The sequence below is a fragment of the Peribacillus sp. TH27 genome (assembly GCF_016650915.1).
GTDB lineage: Bacteria > Bacillota > Bacilli > Bacillales > DSM-1321 > Peribacillus > Peribacillus butanolivorans.
In genome coordinates, this window is the sequence record NZ_JAEKEV010000002.1 from 2835753 (window position 1) to 2855043 (window position 19291).

18 protein-coding genes are annotated in these 19291 nt (G+C 37.8%); 3 read left to right on the forward strand and 15 right to left on the reverse strand.

The window, feature by feature from the left end; all coding sequences use genetic code 11:
- Nucleotides 1-8: 8 nt before the first annotated feature.
- From JFU24_RS14970 to acpS, 8 genes are all read right to left on the reverse strand, one after another.
- Nucleotides 9-410, reverse strand: a complete 402-nt coding sequence (locus JFU24_RS14970; protein ID WP_053348280.1) for an anti-sigma regulatory factor — start codon at nt 408-410, stop codon at nt 9-11.
- Nucleotides 411-413: 3 nt separating this feature from the next.
- Nucleotides 414-770, reverse strand: coding sequence for an STAS domain-containing protein (locus JFU24_RS14975; RefSeq protein WP_034306376.1), 357 nt, complete (start codon nt 768-770; stop codon nt 414-416).
- 2 nt (nt 771-772) lie between these two features.
- On the reverse strand, nt 773-1600 hold the full coding sequence (locus JFU24_RS14980) for an RsbT co-antagonist protein RsbRA (protein ID WP_053348281.1): 828 nt from the start codon (nt 1598-1600) through the stop codon (nt 773-775).
- Nucleotides 1601-2085: 485 nt separating this feature from the next.
- Nucleotides 2086-2436, reverse strand: coding sequence for a type II toxin-antitoxin system PemK/MazF family toxin (locus JFU24_RS14985; RefSeq protein ID WP_034306610.1), 351 nt, complete (start codon nt 2434-2436; stop codon nt 2086-2088).
- A 7-nt stretch (nt 2437-2443) separates the two neighbouring features.
- Entirely contained in the window at nt 2444-2725 is a 282-nt protein-coding gene (locus tag JFU24_RS14990; protein WP_034306380.1) for a CopG family ribbon-helix-helix protein, read from the reverse strand.
- A gap of 160 nt (nt 2726-2885) precedes the next feature.
- Nucleotides 2886-4043 (reverse strand): alanine racemase, encoded by a 1158-nt coding sequence (gene alr, locus JFU24_RS14995; protein WP_242485344.1) that lies wholly within the window; start codon nt 4041-4043, stop codon nt 2886-2888.
- 250 nt (nt 4044-4293) lie between these two features.
- The gene (locus JFU24_RS15000; RefSeq protein WP_201222389.1) at nt 4294-5298 is read right to left on the reverse strand and encodes a LolA family protein; all 1005 of its coding nucleotides are present in this window, start codon (nt 5296-5298) and stop codon (nt 4294-4296) included.
- A 234-nt stretch (nt 5299-5532) separates the two neighbouring features.
- Nucleotides 5533-5889 (reverse strand): holo-ACP synthase, encoded by a 357-nt coding sequence (gene acpS, locus JFU24_RS15005; RefSeq protein ID WP_201222390.1) that lies wholly within the window; start codon nt 5887-5889, stop codon nt 5533-5535.
- A 110-nt stretch (nt 5890-5999) separates the two neighbouring features.
- Between acpS and JFU24_RS15010 the strand changes: the two genes are divergently transcribed.
- Entirely contained in the window at nt 6000-6590 is a 591-nt protein-coding gene (locus tag JFU24_RS15010; RefSeq protein ID WP_201188331.1) for a rhomboid family intramembrane serine protease, read from the forward strand.
- A gap of 27 nt (nt 6591-6617) precedes the next feature.
- On the opposite strand, the gene JFU24_RS15015 is transcribed toward JFU24_RS15010, so the two are convergent.
- From JFU24_RS15015 to JFU24_RS15025, 3 genes are all read right to left on the reverse strand, one after another.
- A complete protein-coding gene (locus tag JFU24_RS15015) occupies nt 6618-8093 on the reverse strand; it encodes a PH domain-containing protein (protein ID WP_201222396.1) in 1476 nt (491 codons plus the stop codon).
- Nucleotides 8086-8559 (reverse strand): PH domain-containing protein, encoded by a 474-nt coding sequence (locus JFU24_RS15020; protein ID WP_056526348.1) that lies wholly within the window; start codon nt 8557-8559, stop codon nt 8086-8088. The genes JFU24_RS15015 and JFU24_RS15020 overlap by 8 nt, the downstream gene beginning before the upstream one ends.
- Before the next feature lie 219 nt (nt 8560-8778).
- Entirely contained in the window at nt 8779-10278 is a 1500-nt protein-coding gene (locus JFU24_RS15025; RefSeq protein WP_201250158.1) for a DEAD/DEAH box helicase, read from the reverse strand.
- A gap of 1453 nt (nt 10279-11731) precedes the next feature.
- Here JFU24_RS15025 and JFU24_RS15030 point away from each other — a divergent pair.
- Nucleotides 11732-12883 (forward strand): PP2C family protein-serine/threonine phosphatase, encoded by a 1152-nt coding sequence (locus JFU24_RS15030; RefSeq protein ID WP_201222401.1) that lies wholly within the window; start codon nt 11732-11734, stop codon nt 12881-12883.
- Between the two features lie 53 nt (nt 12884-12936).
- Here the strand turns inward: JFU24_RS15030 and JFU24_RS15035 are convergent, their stop codons facing one another.
- The 3 genes from JFU24_RS15035 to JFU24_RS15045 form a co-directional block, all read right to left on the reverse strand.
- Nucleotides 12937-14319 (reverse strand): UDP-N-acetylmuramoyl-tripeptide--D-alanyl-D-alanine ligase, encoded by a 1383-nt coding sequence (locus JFU24_RS15035; protein WP_201188323.1) that lies wholly within the window; start codon nt 14317-14319, stop codon nt 12937-12939.
- Nucleotides 14320-14479: 160 nt separating this feature from the next.
- On the reverse strand, nt 14480-15562 hold the full coding sequence (locus tag JFU24_RS15040; RefSeq protein ID WP_056526341.1) for a D-alanine--D-alanine ligase: 1083 nt from the start codon (nt 15560-15562) through the stop codon (nt 14480-14482).
- A gap of 524 nt (nt 15563-16086) precedes the next feature.
- Nucleotides 16087-16869 carry a hypothetical protein gene (locus JFU24_RS15045; RefSeq protein ID WP_201188321.1) on the reverse strand — a complete coding sequence of 261 codons (783 nt, stop codon included), beginning with the start codon at nt 16867-16869 and terminating at the stop codon, nt 16087-16089.
- A 244-nt stretch (nt 16870-17113) separates the two neighbouring features.
- Between JFU24_RS15045 and JFU24_RS15050 the strand changes: the two genes are divergently transcribed.
- Nucleotides 17114-17857, forward strand: coding sequence for a class I SAM-dependent methyltransferase (locus JFU24_RS15050; protein ID WP_201222403.1), 744 nt, complete (start codon nt 17114-17116; stop codon nt 17855-17857).
- Between the two features lie 62 nt (nt 17858-17919).
- Here the strand turns inward: JFU24_RS15050 and JFU24_RS15055 are convergent, their stop codons facing one another.
- Nucleotides 17920-19182, reverse strand: a complete 1263-nt coding sequence (locus JFU24_RS15055; protein ID WP_201188317.1) for a cation:dicarboxylate symporter family transporter — start codon at nt 19180-19182, stop codon at nt 17920-17922.
- Between the last annotated feature and the right edge of the window lie 109 nt (nt 19183-19291).

Genomic DNA, 19291 nt, shown 5'->3' on the forward strand with positions numbered 1-19291 from the left:
AGTCCCCCCTAACGGAGCCATTTGGTTGCGACGATCTTAGTCCCTTCACCTGGTATCGATTCAATATCGAAATCATCCATTAAACGTTTGGCTCCAGGAAGGCCTGCTCCCAGTCCCCCTGAAGTGGTATATCCGTCTTCCATGACCCTGCGGATATCCTCTATTCCCGGCCCCTGGTCCTCTGCAATGATTTTCAACCCTGACTTTCCATTTATATTTAGCTTTTCTATGCTTACACTGCCTTGTCCAGCATATAGATATATATTTCGGGCCAATTCGCTTATAGCTGTTGTGATTCTAGCCTGGTCTATTGTACCGAATCCCAGCTCTTTAGCGACATTTCTTCCGAGCTGCCTTGCAGCTACAATGTCCCATTCATTTATGATTTTTACGCAGGATTGGAACTCCATTCTTTAATCCCCCAGTTCCTGTTGTAATTTCTCCAGGCCTTTCTCTAAATCTAATGCTGTCAGAACATCATCGAGACTTATTCCCAGTTCAATTAATGTTATTGCAACAGCCGGCTGGATTCCTGTAATTACAACCTTGGCCCCCATAAGCTTTGACATACTAAAAACATCACCTAATACCTTTGCGATAAAGGAATCTATAAAATCAATTGATGTAATATCAATGACAACTCCATTCGCGCTTGTTTCGTGTATCTTATGCAGTAAATCCTCTTGAAATTGAAGGGCTGTCATATCATCCAATTCCCACTGTATAGAGACTAACAAGCAGTCATAAAGCTTTAATATCGGAATCCTCATACCTATCCCTCCACCTTTACAATCTTACGGCTCGTTAATTCTAAAGCAACTTCAATTCCTTTTTTCAATGTATTCTTTGTAATCACTTCATTTAAATTAATTCCCAGGTTCACAATAGTTTGGGCGATTTCAGGGCGAATGCCGCAAAGTATGCATTTCGCGCCTACTAATCGGACTGCTTCTGCTGCCTGAATAATATGATGGGCAACCATTGTATCCACAACCGGAACTCCTGTTATATCAATTAGAACGACTTCAGACCTATGCTTAACCACACCAGTCAACAGATTTTCCATTATCTGCTTCGCACGCTCTGTATCAATTGTTCCAATTAGCGGCATAACCGTAATACCTTCCAATACAGGAATAAGTGGCGCCGAGAGTTCTTGCAAGGCTATTTTTTGCAATGAGACAGTTCTTTCCCAAGTTTGGGTATATATATTGACTATTTCATTATTTATTGGAGTGGACCACTTATCTAAATGGTTAACAAGTTCCACTTGATTACCAGGAGTTACAATGCCTTTTTCAACCATTCCATTAATAACAATTAGCGTGAATTTATGAAGTCCTTCATTCACAAAGGTAAGCGGCCATCCTAATTGGACGACTTTCTCAGCAAAATCAGAAAGCTTCAAGGTAAATTCCCTGTTTTTACTATCAACATGCGTGATAATCATATCTATAAATTCACTACTCGTTTGTGTAAACATCCGATCAGAGACAACTTTAATTAATCTTTCGTCCGTACTTTCCTTCATGATATCCATCCACTCAGTTAGGATGTAATCTTGATTTTGCTTAATAAAATCGTAAACCAATTGATTCATAATATCCTCCCATTCTAACACAATTACTATGTTTTCCCGTCCTCGTCACAAGGATGTTATCGAACTGTAATGTAACTCCACCAAGGGTTGTTACCGTTCTTCCCCAATATTTTTGTTTGTTTTATTTAATATTTACAACATACCTTTTTACCCGAAAAAGGAATTTGAAAACATTCTTCAAAGAAAAATTAGGAGGATACTATTTAAAAAATTGTATAAACATTCTATTATTTCGTTAAAATCTTTATTTTTCCTGCTGAAAGTTCCATCCATCATTAAACAATAAAATGAGAGGGACTACCTTAACTGCATTAATTCTTCTTCTTCAAATCCTATTAGAAATAAAAAGATCACAGGAGAATAATACACTGAATCCACAAATGCAAAAAAACACGATTCCCACTAATGCAGGAATCGTGTCATCTAAAATATAGAAAGAATAATTTGTATTATAATAACGCCCGTAATAACGGGAAAACTTTTCTCTAAAACTCAATGAGCCCTAAGCTGATTTGCAAAGCTTCATTGACTTTTTGCATCATAGGTTCGTCAAGATGCGTAATTTTATCAGTTAAACGCTGCTTATCAATTGTCCGGATCTGTTCTAATAAAATAACGGAATCTCGTTCGAATCCGTACTTTTTCGCATTAATCTCAACATGTGTAGGCAATTTCGCTTTTTGAATTTGAGCTGTAATGGCTGCCACAATCACAGTCGGACTAAAGCGATTACCAATATCGTTTTGTAGAATGAGTACCGGACGTGTTCCACCCTGCTCTGAACCGACTACCGGGGAAAGGTCTGCGAAGTATACGTCACCACGCTTAACAACAATCAATGGCTCAGCCTCCGCTAACTAATCGTTCAACGCAATGCCCAGCCTCGAATTCAGCCTGAAAGGCTTCAGAAGCAATCGTTAAATTAATGGCCGCCATTTCAATATAACCGCGTTTCATCGATTCACGAAACTCTTTCTTTTTACGTTCGCGAAGATACATTTTTGTGGCACGATAAATAAATTCACTGCGATTAACATTTTCTTCACTCGCATACCCATCTAACTCAGTTAAAAAATTTTGAGGTAATCGAATTAATATCTCTCTTGTTGCGCTGGATTCAGACACAAACATACACCTCCACCATCACTACACACCTTTATTATATATCCTTTTCAATATTACCATTAAAATGCCTATCTGCAAAGAGTATATTCTATTCTCAATCCTATTATCAGCATAATGAAGGAAATCTTATTCACAATCTTAGGATTTTTTTACAATCCAATTATTCTAAGATAAAGTTGCGCACATGATCTAAAAGATTGTCTTTTATATATATGCGGGGGACCCTCGCACCTATCATACAAGTTACTTCATAATTAATTGTTTCTAGCTTCGCTGCTATCTCATCAACAGAAACCGCTTCATTTCCATTATCTCCAATAAGCGTAACCTCTGTTCCTACAGGGAAAGACTCGGGTAGTTTAATCATGCATTGATCCATGCAAATCCTTCCGACTATTGGCACTCTTCGCCCCTCTACAATAACTTCCTGTCCTTGAAGCTTTCGTATCCAGCCATCGGCATACCCTATTGGCAATGTGGCAATCCATTCATTTCCCTGAGCAGTATAAGTCGCTCCGTAGCTAACACTTTCACCCTTAACTAGTTGCTTTACTGCGACCATCTTCGTTTTCAACGATATGGCTTGTTTTAACGGGAACGGTAAAATAGGAAGCATTTCCATTGAGGGACTTAGACCATACATGGAAATCCCCATTCTTACTGCATTCCATTCAGGATCAGTAAACCTTAAAGATGCTGCGCTATTAGCGGCATGAATATATTCAGGTCGTCTAATTAAGGTTGAAAGCATTCCTTTAAATACCTCAAGTTGTTTTTCATAATAGTCGGTCTTTAGTTCATCTGCTGTAGCAAAATGAGTGAATATCCCTTGAAAGTTGAAACACGCTTCTTGATTAAGTAAGCTCTCCACCTTCGTGAGCTGGTCTTTATCACGAATCCCAATTCTCCCCATACCACTATCCACTTTCACATGAACTTGTAGAATTTGACCTGGTTTAAGATTATCCCTTGCTCTTTCCAACCAGGCTACATCAAAAACCGTCAACGAAATACCCTGTTCAGCAGCAAGTCCTGCACTTTCAGGCCTTGAGGCCCCAAGTACTAGAATCGGCGCTGAAATCCCCTTTTTCCTTAAAGCCAGAGCCTCATCTACAAATGCAACACTTAAAAAGTCAGCCCCTGCTTCAAGCGCAGTTTGAGCCACTTCAAAATCTCCGTGTCCATACGCATTTGCTTTTACAACAGCGAAAAGACTAATGCCGGATGGCAGCCTTTTTTTCATAGAAGTGATATTTTCATAAATATTATCTAAATTTACTTCTGCCCATGTATCTCGGTGAAATATTTTCGTTTCCAAACCAAGTTCCTTCTTTCTTACACTCGCAATAAGATTTCTTCTCAGTATCGAAGTTTGCCTTTTATTATAGACCATTCTATAACCAACGGATAGAAAGTTAAAGTGCTTTTTTACCATGATGCTAATTTTCCATAAATAATAAACCGCTCCAACCGAAAATAATTTAACAGTATAACAAGCCGCTTCCCCGCCTATCCTTCATGGGAGAACCCTTAAAAGGCGACGGGAAACATCAGCTCGTTATGCACTGCTATTTAACAGGGTCTCCCCCAACTGAACGGGCTACTTCTATCATCTCTTCCTGGGTTAAGTCCTTTGATGCAAGCATGTAATCTACACCTTCAAAAGTCCATGCAATCGTATTTCCCGTCATAGCTCCAACTGTATATCCTAAATCAACCGGTTCTCCATTCACATTAGTTGAAACTGACGTCTGTACTACCTCAGCTTTTTCCTGAACCAATGTAAAACTTTTTGTGCCCTCATATGTCAAAATGATACGTTCTCCCTTTTCGGTTGCAATTTCTTTTTCTTCTGTTAAACTCATGCCATTAATAGCTTCAGGATATTTAACCGCAAACCCTTCATCTTGGACTTCTGCCATGACAGGGGCTTCAAGTTGTGCACTTGTCATGTTCTTTTTCATATCAAATGCATCTTTATCAAAATTCGTATTGAATTTCACTTTTGAAAATTCCACAAGGACTAACGCCGTCTTATCAGGGTCCATGACTTTAACACTCACTGGAGATAGGTCTTTTTTATTTATAGTAATCTCTTGAAAAGGTAGCATTTTATTGTTTTGATAGCGTGTTTTTGTCACAAAAACATAGTGTTTATCTGTTTCTTTATAAGTCGCACTCTTATCTTCCGTAATGTCTTTCACTAACGACTCAAACAAATAGGCCTGGCTGCTGTTCTCCGGCCACTCGCTTTGAAATTTAAAGCTTTTATTCAAAGCAGGTGTCAATACATACACACCATCATCATTTTTCAAGATCATCTGACTTTGATCCTTCTCTTCATTTTTTAGGTTTACGCGATAAAAAGAAGGATCTTTATGCCAGATTTCCACATTATACACTTGAGGCTCCGTCCCCATCTTCAGTGTCATTTTCGCATTGGCTTTATATCCCTTCATTTCTCCAAGCTTGTCATTCAGTTCACTCACTACATCACCTTGTGATTTTTGGCCGCAAGCAGAAAGAGCAAGCAAGAGCATGATCCCTGCAAAAAGCATTAACATCTTCTTCATCTTTTCAACCCCTTTTTGTCATTTGAACGTAAAAGGGAGAGGAAAAGGCAGGATCCGGACATTGGCTCGACTGATGTCTTACATTCCTCAGCATTTTAGCATGGACACTTTTGATCCCGCTAAAATCTTTTCGAGAGCACCTACTCTGCCATGTACCTTTTACCGGGCCTTGTCTCCCTATAGCACTAAATGTATATGAGACAACCTTAAGGATTATGACCCGATAAGACAAACTCAGTTCATCCTTTCAATTACAACTTGAGCTACTGCATAGTCACGGCTATGGCTGATTGAGAGGTGAACCCCCTCCGAAAAAGGCTTTGAAATCAACGGTTTACCTTTTTCATCCGTGATGACTTCTATATCCAGAAAAGACAAGTGTTTACCAATTCCTGTACCGTACGCTTTTGAAAAAGCCTCCTTTGCAGCAAAACGGCCAGCAAAATACTCAATCCTTCTTCTTCCATTTAATCTTTCAAATATCAAAATTTCTCTGTCAGTTAATATGCGGTTCTTAAAACGGGGTTGCCGTTTGATCAATGTTTCCATTCTGTCCAACTCGGTAATGTCCACGCCTATTCCTTTAATCACTTTGACACCTCTTCTATTAATTAATATCTTGCATAGGTATTAGGAGGACCCTTTTACCAAAAAATGATAATATTATATGTAATTGAAATCTTTATGATAAGGAGGAATTTATGTTTACAAGAACTGAAAGTTTTCGTGAATACGCTACTTCCCACCGAGCCGTGACTGTGCTCATTCTTATTATGATGATTGTTTTTGTTCTCGTCCTTTTCCCCATATTTCCCGGCAATGTACTTTTTTATTATGGTACAGGTGTGAACTTATACATTGCTGATGGACAATGGTGGCGCTTGATTACACCAATTTTTCTACATAGCACCTTTTCACATTTACTTTTTAATGGATTCTCACTTGCCATCTTTGGTCCATCACTTGAGAATTTTCTCGGCTCCTTTAAATTCACGATCTTTTTTTTATCGACCGGTATCCTTGCGAACATTGCAACCTTCTTAGTTAAGCCACTAACTTATAGCCACGTTGGCTCAAGCGGTGCAATTTTTGGCTTACTCGGTTTCTTCCTCTACCTTGTGTTGTTTAATAAAAGTAATTTTTCGAACAACGAGAAAAATACGGTTTATACCCTAACTGGCATTGCAATTATTATGACATTTATTCAACCGCAAATAAATGTTGTCGGACACTTATCAGGTCTAGTAACTGGCGTTTTAACAGCTCCTTTATATTGGAGAAAAAAATGGTAGGACAAACAGCCGACTCTTCCTATTTTATCATTGGGAGTCGACTGCTTTTTTTGGTAAAAACCAAGATTTAATTATTTGACAATCTTTTTCTTCTACATCCACTACCATACCGACTTGAGAGCCGACTCCTGATTTAATCGAAGCTGAAATAGTTGCTAGTTCTTTACGTTTTTGAAACCAACTCTTTTTATATGTGATTGATTGAATCCTGTTTCTCTGCATAATCAAAGTCTCTTTAGAAAGAAAACGACTGCATAAAAGCAATAAATCCCCCTCAATACTCCACCCAGCATCTCTATATTGGAGATAAGCCCAAACCAATGCAAACGGAATAAGCAACAGTGAGAGGAACCCCCATGGTCTGAAAAACCATACCATGGCACCGATAATTGGGATGATGTAGATACCTTTTCGAAATACGTATCGGGAATAAGCACGCTTAGGTAGAGATGTCATTTCCATAGCTGTTTGATAAACCGGTAAAATTTCTTGGATTTTGCCATGTAAATGTTTCCTTTTGATCAAAGGGAACAGCATGATGGATAAACTTTCTTTATCTTCCACACTGCCACCTGCATACTCAAGGTAAACTGTCGCCAACCCCAATGGCTTTCGAACCAGATTTTCCATGATTCGAATACCTTGTACTTTATGAATGGGGATAGTCAGCCTCCTTTTCTCAAGCAGCCCCCTAGAAATAACAATTTCCTCATCCGTTTTTACCACGGTAAAAGAAGCATACCTAATAACCATACTTAAGGTAGCTAGCACATAAACGACCAATATACCCAATATAGCTAGCACAGTAAGAATAATAGTGCCCATTCCAATAAACTCTTCATAATCCTTAAATATTCGCTCAAAAGGGATTATCTCATCAAACTGTGAAATAAAAGCGATTCCGCCAGATAAGAATACACCGATTGCTCCCGAAGTAGCTGCCATAATGAATAGTTGTGGCAATGTCTGCTTAAAAACGGAAGTAGCTTTTTCTACTTCTCCATTCCCTTTTATTCCCTCTTCTGAAAAATCCCCTTCAAGAGAGTTATTTGTTTTTTTGTTTTTTTCCTCTATTATTAAAGCGTTAAGTTGTGCGGCTTCACTTTTCCTTATGGCTGATAAAACAGCATCCGCCTGAGTACCGCCTGCAGTTTCAATGTTCACCTTCACCAGACGGAATATCCGCTGGATAATGCCCTCTGAAATATCTATACTATGTATCCGATCGAACTTAATATACCGTTTCTTCCTTACGATTACTCCGGACTCAATTCTAAATTCGCCGTCCTCTATGCGATATGTAAAACGTAACCATTGTATAAATGCGTTAACAATTAGTAAAAGTACTATAATGCCAATGACCAGAGGTTGAATCCAACCTGGTATTCCATCATTCTTCCCTGGAAGAACGACCACTAGTAGAAAAGGAAAAACTAACTCTTTTATCGATTTAATAATGTTGAGCAATACAGCTATGGGGTGAAGCCGTTTAGGTTCAGACATCTTCTTCCTCCACACTGGCCATTTTAGAAATATAGTGCCGTAATTCATCTGCCTCTGTAAGATCCAGAGCAGGTATGACATGCATTGTTGCTGCCGTAGAAATTTCAACAGACGCTAATTCATATTTTCTTAATAAAGGTCCTTGCTTCGTTTCAACATGCTGAACCCTAATCATCGGTATGAGCGTTCTTTTAATGACAAAAATACCACTTTGGATGTCAATCTCTGTATTTCTCACTTCGTAACGCCATCTCTTCCATTTTACCGAAGGAATCAGAAAAATGGTCAGGTAGGATTGGATTATTGAAATAATAATCATTGCCCCAAAAACCCAATAAGTCCAATCAAAAATGATGGTTAACACTAAAATAGCGATGCTCAAAATCCACGTTATTGAACAGCCTATAAGTCCACTGATTTTCCAAACAGTCAACGCCTTATTCGAAATACGATTTTGAGGCTCCATAAGGTTCTCCTCTTCTGCACAGGCTATATTTGAATGAATCTACGTCATCCACCCTTCGCTTTCATCCATTATACTATATTTGGGTGATGGGATTTAAACACTTTCCAAACAATGTTAATAACCAGCCTATTCAATACTGAATTCAACTTAGGAATCCTAAGGAATTAGGGGGATTAGACAAAAAAAATGCCGCTCTAATGAGCGGCATTTTAAATTCAATTAAATTTTATTCGATTTTTCTCTTTTTTGGCTCGTGCTACGATTACCGTAACCATTTGATTTGCGGTTTGTGCTAGGACGTTTACTTGACCCGCTACCGTAATCTTTTCTGCCAGAAGAACTACGTCCATTACGTTGTCTGTTATTAGAAGAACTGCTTCCACCGCGGTTACGACGCATTGGGGATGGAGACTCTTCCGTTAACTTGATTGGCGTTTGATCCGGTTCTTTTGTCATTGATTTAAGCATAGCTGCAACTAAATCTGCTGCGCCGTGTTTTTGTAATAACTCTTCAGCTTGACCAAGGTATAATGATAAATCATCATTCTCAATTGCTGAAAGAATTTTTTCTGTTACTGCTTTTTGTTGGCCTTCCAACGCTTCAGTTAATGTAGGAGTTTTAAGTTTCTCCATACGTTTTTTCGTTGTATGTTCAACCGCATGCAGTTGGCCTCTTTCTCTTGGTGTTACAAACGTAATCGCAATACCATGTTTGCCCGCACGTCCTGTACGTCCAATACGGTGAACGTAGCTTTCTGGATCTTGAGGGATATCAAAGTTGTATACATGAGTTACGCCGGAAATATCAAGTCCACGTGCAGCCACATCTGTCGCTACAAGTACATCAATACTACCTTCTTTAAATTTTTTCAATACTGACAGACGTTTCGCTTGGCTAAGGTCACCATGAATACCTTCAGCCATATAGCCACGGATATTCAATGCAGAAGCCAATTCATCTACACGGCGTTTTGTACGTCCGAAGACAATAGCAAGATCCGGTGTTTGAATATCAAAAAGACGCGCTAGTGTATCGAATTTTTCACTTTCTTTTAGCTCCAAGTAATACTGTTCGATACGATCTACAGTCATTTCTTTAGCTTTTACACGCACAAGAACTGGTTCTTGCATGAATCTTTCAGCAATTTTACGGATTGGGTCAGGCATAGTAGCTGAGAAGAGCAATGTTTGTCTTTCGTCCGGAACCGTTGAAAGGATTGATTCGATATCCTCAATGAATCCCATGTTAAGCATTTCATCTGCTTCATCAAGAACTACAGTGTGAACTCCGCCTAATTTAATATTTTTACGTTTGATATGGTCCAAAAGACGACCTGGTGTACCAACGATAATATGTGGTTTTTTCTTTAAAGCACGGATTTGACGGTCGATATCTTGTCCACCGTAAACCGCTAATACACGAGCGCGTTTTCCATAACCAAGTTTGAAAAGTTCTTCAGAAACTTGAATCGCAAGCTCACGTGTAGGTGCAATAACAATTCCTTGCACATTTTCATTGGCAATATCGATATTTTCCATCAATGGAATACCGAACGCTGCTGTTTTACCTGTTCCTGTTTGCGCTTGACCAATAATGTCTTTACCTTCAAGTGCTAGTGGAATCGTTTGGGCTTGAATCGGGCTTGCTTCTTCAAATCCCATTTTTTCTATTGATTTCATAGACGTTCTATCTAATCCTAATTCGCTAAACAATGTCAATGTTTTCGTACTCCTTTTTATATCGTAAATTTACACGTGCATTCATAGATCATGCACAGATGTTTAGTTCAAATCCTCATCATCATGACGGATGTTCTACTTTATCTCTTATGAAAAAGTTTATCATTATCACCTAAAAGTATGTCTGCCTTTTAGTTCAAATGAACTCAATATGATTTTTTAAAAAGGAAATATACCAGCACGAACATTTCACTGGCATTCTTAGCATCGCGCACGTGTAGACTTATTTTTAACATACGCCCATCTTTTTAAAAGTACATGTAACCAAAATTAAATTCAATATGGAAAATTAAAAGTAGCATAAACGGCTGTTTCACCGTTTTATTCAGGTGAGGGCTGCTGCACCTATTATTCCACAGACTTAAAAGACTGTATGAATAAAACTTGACGAGCGCCAAGATTCTTATACAAAACAGGCCCGGTGCGTTGAGGATTTGCAGAAGTGGAAAAGCGCTAAACGCGGCTTGATTCCCTATTAGCTACTAAAGCCGCCAAGAAATGCAGCTTTTATATATGACCAGACGCGCGGCCTATTTAATCTAAAATAATCTCAAAAATGAACCTCATGAAACATGTAAGAACAAACAATTTTGTTGCCTCAACCTGATTTAATTTAATTAATCATCAATGATAAGACATTTAAACTCATACTTTATATTACCATTTTCAAACTGTTATTGCAATAAAGGATATCACTGCATCCATGGTTACTCAAAAGTTTCGAGTATTCAAGAAAAGCTAAAATGAAAATCCCCATAGAAAAATGTGCGGCCGAGATACGTTTATTAACTAATATATTGTATTCATACAACATTGAAACTGTTTAATGTTTGGTTTCAAAAAAATCCTGTCACACTTGTCCATTAGATTTGTCTAAAACTCTCCTCAAATTAGGGGAACTTAGACGTATCTACATTTAGGCTAGAAAACTGCTTCCTTTACAATTGACCAAACTTACACTAGATAAATCAAATTAATGGTATTTTATATTTTTTTGGAACTTGGAATCTTGCCTATAACACCTCACAGTATGTTGAATTCTCAAAATAAACGTTATATCTCCATATAATGTTTTGGGTCAATATAGTTCCAACATTCTTTTTCAATGCTGCTTAACATAAGTAAAAGGGCAAAATATAAAGGCGCACGAGTCAAAATACATTCAGAGAACCGCTGAATTCTTTCTCTTTTTTCAGTAAATTCTTCCTTAAATATAAAATACCCATTTAATTAGAAACCCACTCACCCTTATTCCATTCTTCCTTTTCTCGCAACAAGACTTTATACCCGTAATTCTTTATAGTTTAACGTGTTTATAAATAAGTGGAAGTCGGATAATTCTAAAAAAATAATTAATTTTCACTTAAAATAGATATTAAACTAGTCGAAATGCAGTATGATTGACCTATTAAAAAGATACTAGGGGGGTTACATGAACATATACACATTAGATATTCCTTTGTGCAAGGACTTTAGTCTTATGTTAGAGACATTTAGTAAAAAAGTCATTTTTTTAGAAGACCCACTCAATCAAAGGCATCTATTCCATGCCCCAACGGACTTATTGCAATCATTATTTATATTACCTTTACACATTTCAAAAGATTGTTGGCAGCAAACTTCCATGTTTGCCTTAGCAGAATCTCTTGAGATTCCTATTTTATTTATTTACAAACGATCCAGAAGAATGGAAAATCCTCAGGTGTTACCGAAAAAGACCTTTTATGAAATCATAGCAGTTCCAGCCAATTCTGTGGAAATTAAGATAAAATTCAAATCCCTCCAAAACATCAGCATGCAGTTGTACTCAGCAAAAATGAATGAACAGGAACTTGAAAAAATTAACAAGAAATCAAAAAAGAGTCTGCACATTGCAAGGAACTTTCAACAATTAGGTTTACCACTGTCGATCCAGAAGAAAGATATAGAGATCCATGGGCTTTTCCAACCTTCAAGTGAGCTGTCCGGAGATTTATTTTACTGGATGGAGGTTGACGACGGAAAGTACGGATTCATAATCATCGATGTTTGCGGAAAAGGCATTCACACCGCACTTATAAGCATGTCCATCCGCACTTTAATGCCAGACCTTATTAAACGTGTAAAAGACCCTATTTTCATTACAAAGGAACTGAATAAACATATGGGGCAACTATTTCAAGATATGCAGAAGGTAAGTGTGAATAACTCTTACTTTACAGCCTTCATTGGTTACGTGAATACAAGGACACGGCTCATCGAATATGTGAACTGTGGACACCCTCCAGCCTTTATGTATTCCCCATGCACCAATGAAATCCACAATTTAAGTGAAGGGTCGATACCTATAGGCCTTATTCCTGATATGCCTATTAAAAAAGTGGTATTTCAATATAATGCCGGGAGCCGTTTCATCACCTATACAGATGGACTTTCTGAGTCATTCAATCGCCCTGCCGTTAACCGGTTTGAAAATATTGAGAGGGAGTTTATTGATAACGTCCATCTTGATACGCATGACCTTCTGCAGAAGTTACTGGTTTCAAGGATGAAGCATTCAGAAATAAATGATGACATCTGTATTATTGCTGGTACGCTTTTTTGAATGTGATAGAAAAAAGCCGATTTCAAAAAAATCGGCTTTTTTTACTCTAGATTTTACTTTTGTAAAGCTTGAACAACTTCCTCTAACTTCATACCTCTCGATGCTTTAACAAGAATTATATCATTGGCCTGGGTAGACTTCTTAAGCTCTTCAATTAGCTGCTGCTTATCTTGAAAAGACCGAACCTTCTCAGCTGAAAAGGTTTTGCTCGCTCCTTTGGCAATGAAGTTGGCTAGCGGACCATACGTAAAGATTCTATCAATACGATCACCAGAAATTAGTTCACCGATTTTCAAGTGAAAGTCTTTTTCCTGTCTCCCTAGCTCCAACATATCTCCCAGTACTAGGATTTTATTTTCAAAACCAGATAAGCCTTCAATCAACTCGACCGCAGCTTTAACAGAAGTTGGACTGGCATTATACGCATCATTGATGATTTTCTGTCCCTTCGCACCCTCAACCATTTCCATTCTCATATTAGTTAACCGGATAGTTGACAGACCTTTTTGAATCGATGAAACATCTACTTGCAATTCCTTCGCAGCCAGTATAGCTGCCAATGCATTAAGAACATTATGATGCCCTAGAACTGGAATCTCATAGTTAATTTCCTGTTTATCATTTGTGATTGTAAACGAGGTGTTGTCTGTCCCTTGCGTAATCGTCTTTGGAAATAAATCATTTTGTTCAGTACGTCCAAAAGATACTACCCTTAATTCAGGAAATTCGGTTTTAATCCGGTTACAGAGCAAAGGTTCATCACCATGGTAAATCAGTGTTCCGTCTTCTGCCAATCCTTCAACAATTTCTAGCTTTGCATTGGCAATCTCTTCACGTGAACCTAAATCCAATAAGTGTGATTCACCGATGTTGGTAATAACAGCTACATCAGGTCTTGCCATTTTGGATAAAAACTCGATTTCACCACGGCTACTCATCCCCATTTCCAAAACAGCCACTTCCGTATCCTCATCCATAGAAAGCACCGTCAGCGGCAGACCAAGATGATTATTGAAGTTACCATTGGTTTTATGAACTTTATAGGTGGTAGCTAGCAGGGCAGCCGTCATATCTTTTGTAGTTGTTTTACCATTGCTTCCCGTTATCCCAATGACTTTAATATTCAATTGCTGACGATAAGAGCGCGCTAATTGCTGGAGTGCTATTTCGGTATCTTCGACAATGATAATCGGTAAATCTTGGGGAGGATTCGGAATATCTCGTTGCCAAAAAGAAGCCGCCGCTCCTTGCGCTAATGCCTGCTTGACATATTGATGGCCATCAACCTGCTCACCCTTTAACGGAATGAACAAACATCCTTCCTTAACTGTTCTTGAATCAATAGTTACTCCATGAATTCCTTTGGACTGAAATGGAATAATATCATTCAATCCACCTACCATTTCATATACTTGTTTTAACGTTCTCTTTATCATTTCGTTCCTCCTACATTCATCGAACCGTTAACCGCTCTCTCTTTTTCCATTAAACAAACTAAGCAGAAACCGGTATGATACCCCGACTCCTGCTGAATTGAATCCATTACATAAATCACCTTTGATGGATTATTATAATTACTAATAAATTCTCTGACGTTTAAACTGTATATTTGATTTTCTGTTTTTCTTCATGACGTTCCAAGGCAAGCTTCACAAGTGTTTCAATTAACGCTGGATAGTCAATGCCTGTGTGCTTCCACAATAACGGGAACATACTGAATGGAGTAAATCCTGGCATTGTATTAACTTCATTAATATAGATTTTTCCTTCTTTCGTTAAAAAGAAATCAGCTCGAACCAGTCCAGAACAGTCTAATGACTTGAAGGCCGTTATAGCCATTTCAGATAAAGCTGCATATTCACTTTCCTTTATCTCCGCTGGAATGACCATCGCTGAATTACCGTCAACATATTTTGCTGAATAATCATAGAAGGCAAAGTCTTTCTTAGGAATAATTTCTCCTGCTACTGAACAAGAGGGGTCATCATTACCAAGAATACCAAACTCAACTTCACGAGCAATGACTCCTTCTTCGATGATTATCTTCCGGTCAAATTGAAATGCTTCTGCAACTGCTTTTTCTAATTCGTCTGCATCATTACATTTGCTGATACCGACACTTGAACCTAAATTAGCCGGTTTAACGAAGCATGGGTACCCTAACTCTTCTGCCACCTTATTAATGGAGCTTTCAGTATTTTTCTCCCACTCAGAGCGGATAAACCAAGTGTATTTCACTTGCGGAAGACCAGCCTGAGCAAAAATATTTTTCATGATTACCTTATCCATTCCAGCAGATGAAGCTAGAACTCCATTCCCTACATAAGGAAGATTCAATAGCTCAAGCATCCCTTGTACGGTTCCATCTTCCCCATTCGGTCCGTGAAGTAGTGGGAAAATGACATCATATCCCGTAGATCCACTATTTTCATCCGTTGAATGAGCTTGTAGAGCAAGAGGAGAGATCGATCTTTCAGTTGTAAAAGTTAGAGCCTCCACACTCTCAGCAGGTCCTGTTAACTTCGGTCCATTTATCCAAGAACCATCTTTTGTTATGTAAATCGGATATATATCAAACTTTGCTAAATCGAGAGCTTTAATGACCGCTAAAGCCGTCTGCATTGAAACATCATGCTCCGCAGATTTCCCACCATAAAGCAAACCAAGTTTAGTTTTCATGAGTTATTACCCTCCAATATTCTATTAACCTTGTTCATTGTATCATTTTACACTAAAACGGATAAAGTGAAACTTCTATCGTTGGTGGTTTTCCAATGATGGTTAGTTAAACCAATCGGGCATTTACAGGCTGTTGACCCGAAATTCCCCCTTTTTTATTACCTTTACAGCCTGTTGATGCGGGGAAAAGTGAAACTTCTATCATTGGTGGTTTTCCAATGATTACCTTAGTATAATCACAGGCTAAATTCGCCACGTCCTGTGGCAACTCCTGTGTTAGCACATCTTGTGCGTCGGAACCAATCGGGCATTTACAGGCTGTTGACCCAAATTTTTTCCTTTTTTATTACCTTTACAGCCTGTTGATGCGTGGAAAAGTGAAACTTCTATCATTGGTGGTTTTCCAATGATAAAATAGACCATTAATTACTTTATGCATGGGATAGTAAGTTTTACACCTAAAAACCTCATATATATCAAGGGTAAAAATTCCTTCTATGTAACCCCAGGCAACTTTCGAGGTATTATGAGAATGAGTTGCTTTTTATAACACTCTCCCATACTTTTTCCTTTCGATGAAAGGTGATAAAGACATCCGGTTCTTTTATTTTTCTATCAGAAAAGTCGTCATACATCTCATCCATGTTTAAATAATCCCCCACAACCCATGCCGGAACCTCAATCTTAGTCCTTGAGTACTTAACATGCCTGAATGAAAAAACGAGACCCTCTGCCAGAATAGGGGCCAAGGCAGTAATGATATCTACAGGAATAGCCGTTAATTCTTTTTTCTTTCTGATCCTCAACCAATTTCTTTCCACTTTTAATGGCTCCAGCTTCAATGGAATTAGACTCCCTAACATATTATAATATGTCGAAAGAGAACGAAAATAAATTTTATTAAACCAGCCGTCATCCTGAGCAAGATACACGAACTGATTATTCAGTTTACGAAAAAAAGGAGGCTCCAAATGATTTTTCGTATGCCCTAAATATAAAAGTTCCGATATTTCCCTCCCCTCTAATTCATCTAATCCGTCTGCCTCTTCAAAATCGATCCAACAGAAATCCCCATACCCTTGAACATTCTCTTTAAGGAGTTTAGAAATATCTTCAGATGATACGCTTTCAAGCAGAACATTCAAATTATATTCCCCACCATCGAATTGATGTTTCAATAATAAGATGGAATTCAAGGTATATGGCAGTGAGAAGGCAAACTCTTGAAAAGTAAGACCGTTAAAAAGGACAAACCGTTCGGAAGCCTGCATATGCATATATAAAATATCATTACTTTCATTTTTCATAACCTTATCCCCTCCGACCCTTTCAATCATTAGTGTTATTTTATCAAACTTTTTGGATTTCACGAAGGTTATATAATTAAGAATGTAAATCCACACCTGCATTTTATGACATTATAGTGAAAGATATATGCCTTTATTTCTTACCATGTAAAAAGTTCAGCCATTAATTTAAATAAGATAGATCCAAGCTCGACAAAAATAAATATCCATATTATAGTAAAAATAAAGGTTTGGAGGAATGACGATGGATAAAATTGAAAAAGGTTTTATCATTAATTCTTTTCATGAAGCCACTCCCCTTTATGCCGATGCAACGAAAAAGATAGGCCTGTGGCAATCTGAAAAGTATGCATTCGAGAAATATTTTTCCCAAGATGACAAAATCCTTGATATCGGTTGTGGTACAGGAAGAACCACCTTTTCCTTATATAAACAAGGTTTCCACAAAATAACCGGGTTCGACTTAACTCCTGCCATGCTACAAGAAGCCCGGAAAATATCACGCGAAGAAAACCTAGATATACCTTTTATCCTTGGCGACGCCACAGACCTTCCTTTCAATAACTCATCATTCGATAAAGCAATCTTCACCTTTAATGGTTTAATGCAAATCCCTCAACGAAAAAACCGCATTCTAGCTTTAAAAGAAATTAACCGTGTTTTAGTATCTGATGGAATTTTCATTTTTACCACCCATGACCGTGACAAAAATGAAAATTACCTGAATTTTTGGGAGCAGGAAGAAATGATTTGGTGTGAAGGTAAACAGGATGACCGGCTATATGAGTTTGGTGATATTTTCACTTCTGGAAAGACCCTACAAAAAGATACCTTTCTTCATATACCTAATCAGCGGGAGGTCTTTGACTGTCTCAATGAAGCAGGTTTTACTTTCCTAGAAAGTTTTTACCGAAGTGAATTATTCCATGAAAGCGATGATGTCATCACTTTCTCATCAGATTGCCGCTTCTGGATTGTTCAAAAATAAGAATTAGTTTTTCAAAATTCACAAAAAAAACCAGAGTGACATATCACTCTGGTTTTTTTATATTAAGAAACTTGTTCTAGTTTTTCATTATTGGCAGGAGGGTTGAATTGACCTTCCCATTTTGAGATAACGATTGCTGCAAGTGAATTACCAATAACGTTTACTACTGTACGGCCCATATCAAGAATACGGTCAATACCAGCAATAAATGCTAAACCTTCAATTGGAATACCAACTGTTCCTAATGTCGCTAAAAGAACTACGAAAGATACACCAGGTACACCTGCAATCCCCTTAGATGTGATCATTAACACTAACATTAGTGTAATTTGTTCATAAGCGCTTAAATCAATCCCATACATTTGAGCGATGAAGATAGCTGCTAACGCTTGATATAATGTAGAACCATCAAGGTTAAAAGAGTATCCTGTCGGAATAACAAACGTAGCAATATGCTTCGGACATCCCGCTTTCTCCATTTTTTCCATGATTCTCGGAAGAACTGCCTCTGAACTTGCTGTCGAGAACGCAAGAATTAATTCCTCTTTTAGAAGCTTAATCAACGTAAAGATATTGAACCCTACAAATTTTGCAATAAGACCCAGAACGACAATTACAAAGAAAATCATTGTTCCGTATACAGAAAGCGCTAACTTACCTAATGGAATTAAAGATTCCAAACCGAACTTGGAGATGGTCACACCGATTAGTGCAAATACCCCGATAGGAGCAAATTTCATGACCATATTAGTTAAGTAGAACATTCCTTCTGCTGCACCTTGGAAGAAACGGAATACAGGTTTACCTTTTTCACCGATAGCCGCAATACTAAGTCCAAACAAAACAGAGAAGAAAATGATTGCTAGCATATCGCCTTCTACCATAGCTTTAATTGGATTGGATGGCACAATGTGAACAATTGTATCCACAAAAGATTCATGCTGCTTAGTTTCTGCTGTATCAACATAGGTAGAAATATCAGTTTGTTCTAGATTGTTCATATTTACACCAGCACCAGGCTGGATAATATTCGCGGAAACTAGACCAACAGCAATCGCTATCATTGTTACCACCACAAAGTATGAAAGTGATTTAGCTCCTAGTTTACCTACTGCTTTTAAATCACCTACACCCGCAACTGCAACGATAAGACTTGACACAATGATTGGTACTACAATCATTTTAATCATTCGTAGGAAAATGTCTCCGAATGGTTGTAAAAAGTTTTGGGCTGTCGCATTACCATAAAAAATGGCACCAACAATAATCCCTAGAATTAAACCAATAAAAATTTGGCTAGCTAAACTTAATTTAAATTTCTTCATTTACTTTCCTCACCTTCCATAAAGTCTTTAAAGCAAAAACATTTTGTCTCGGTAAGGGAAACAAGATACTAATAGAAAGAAAGTAATTTTTCTTTTATTGAAAAACTCT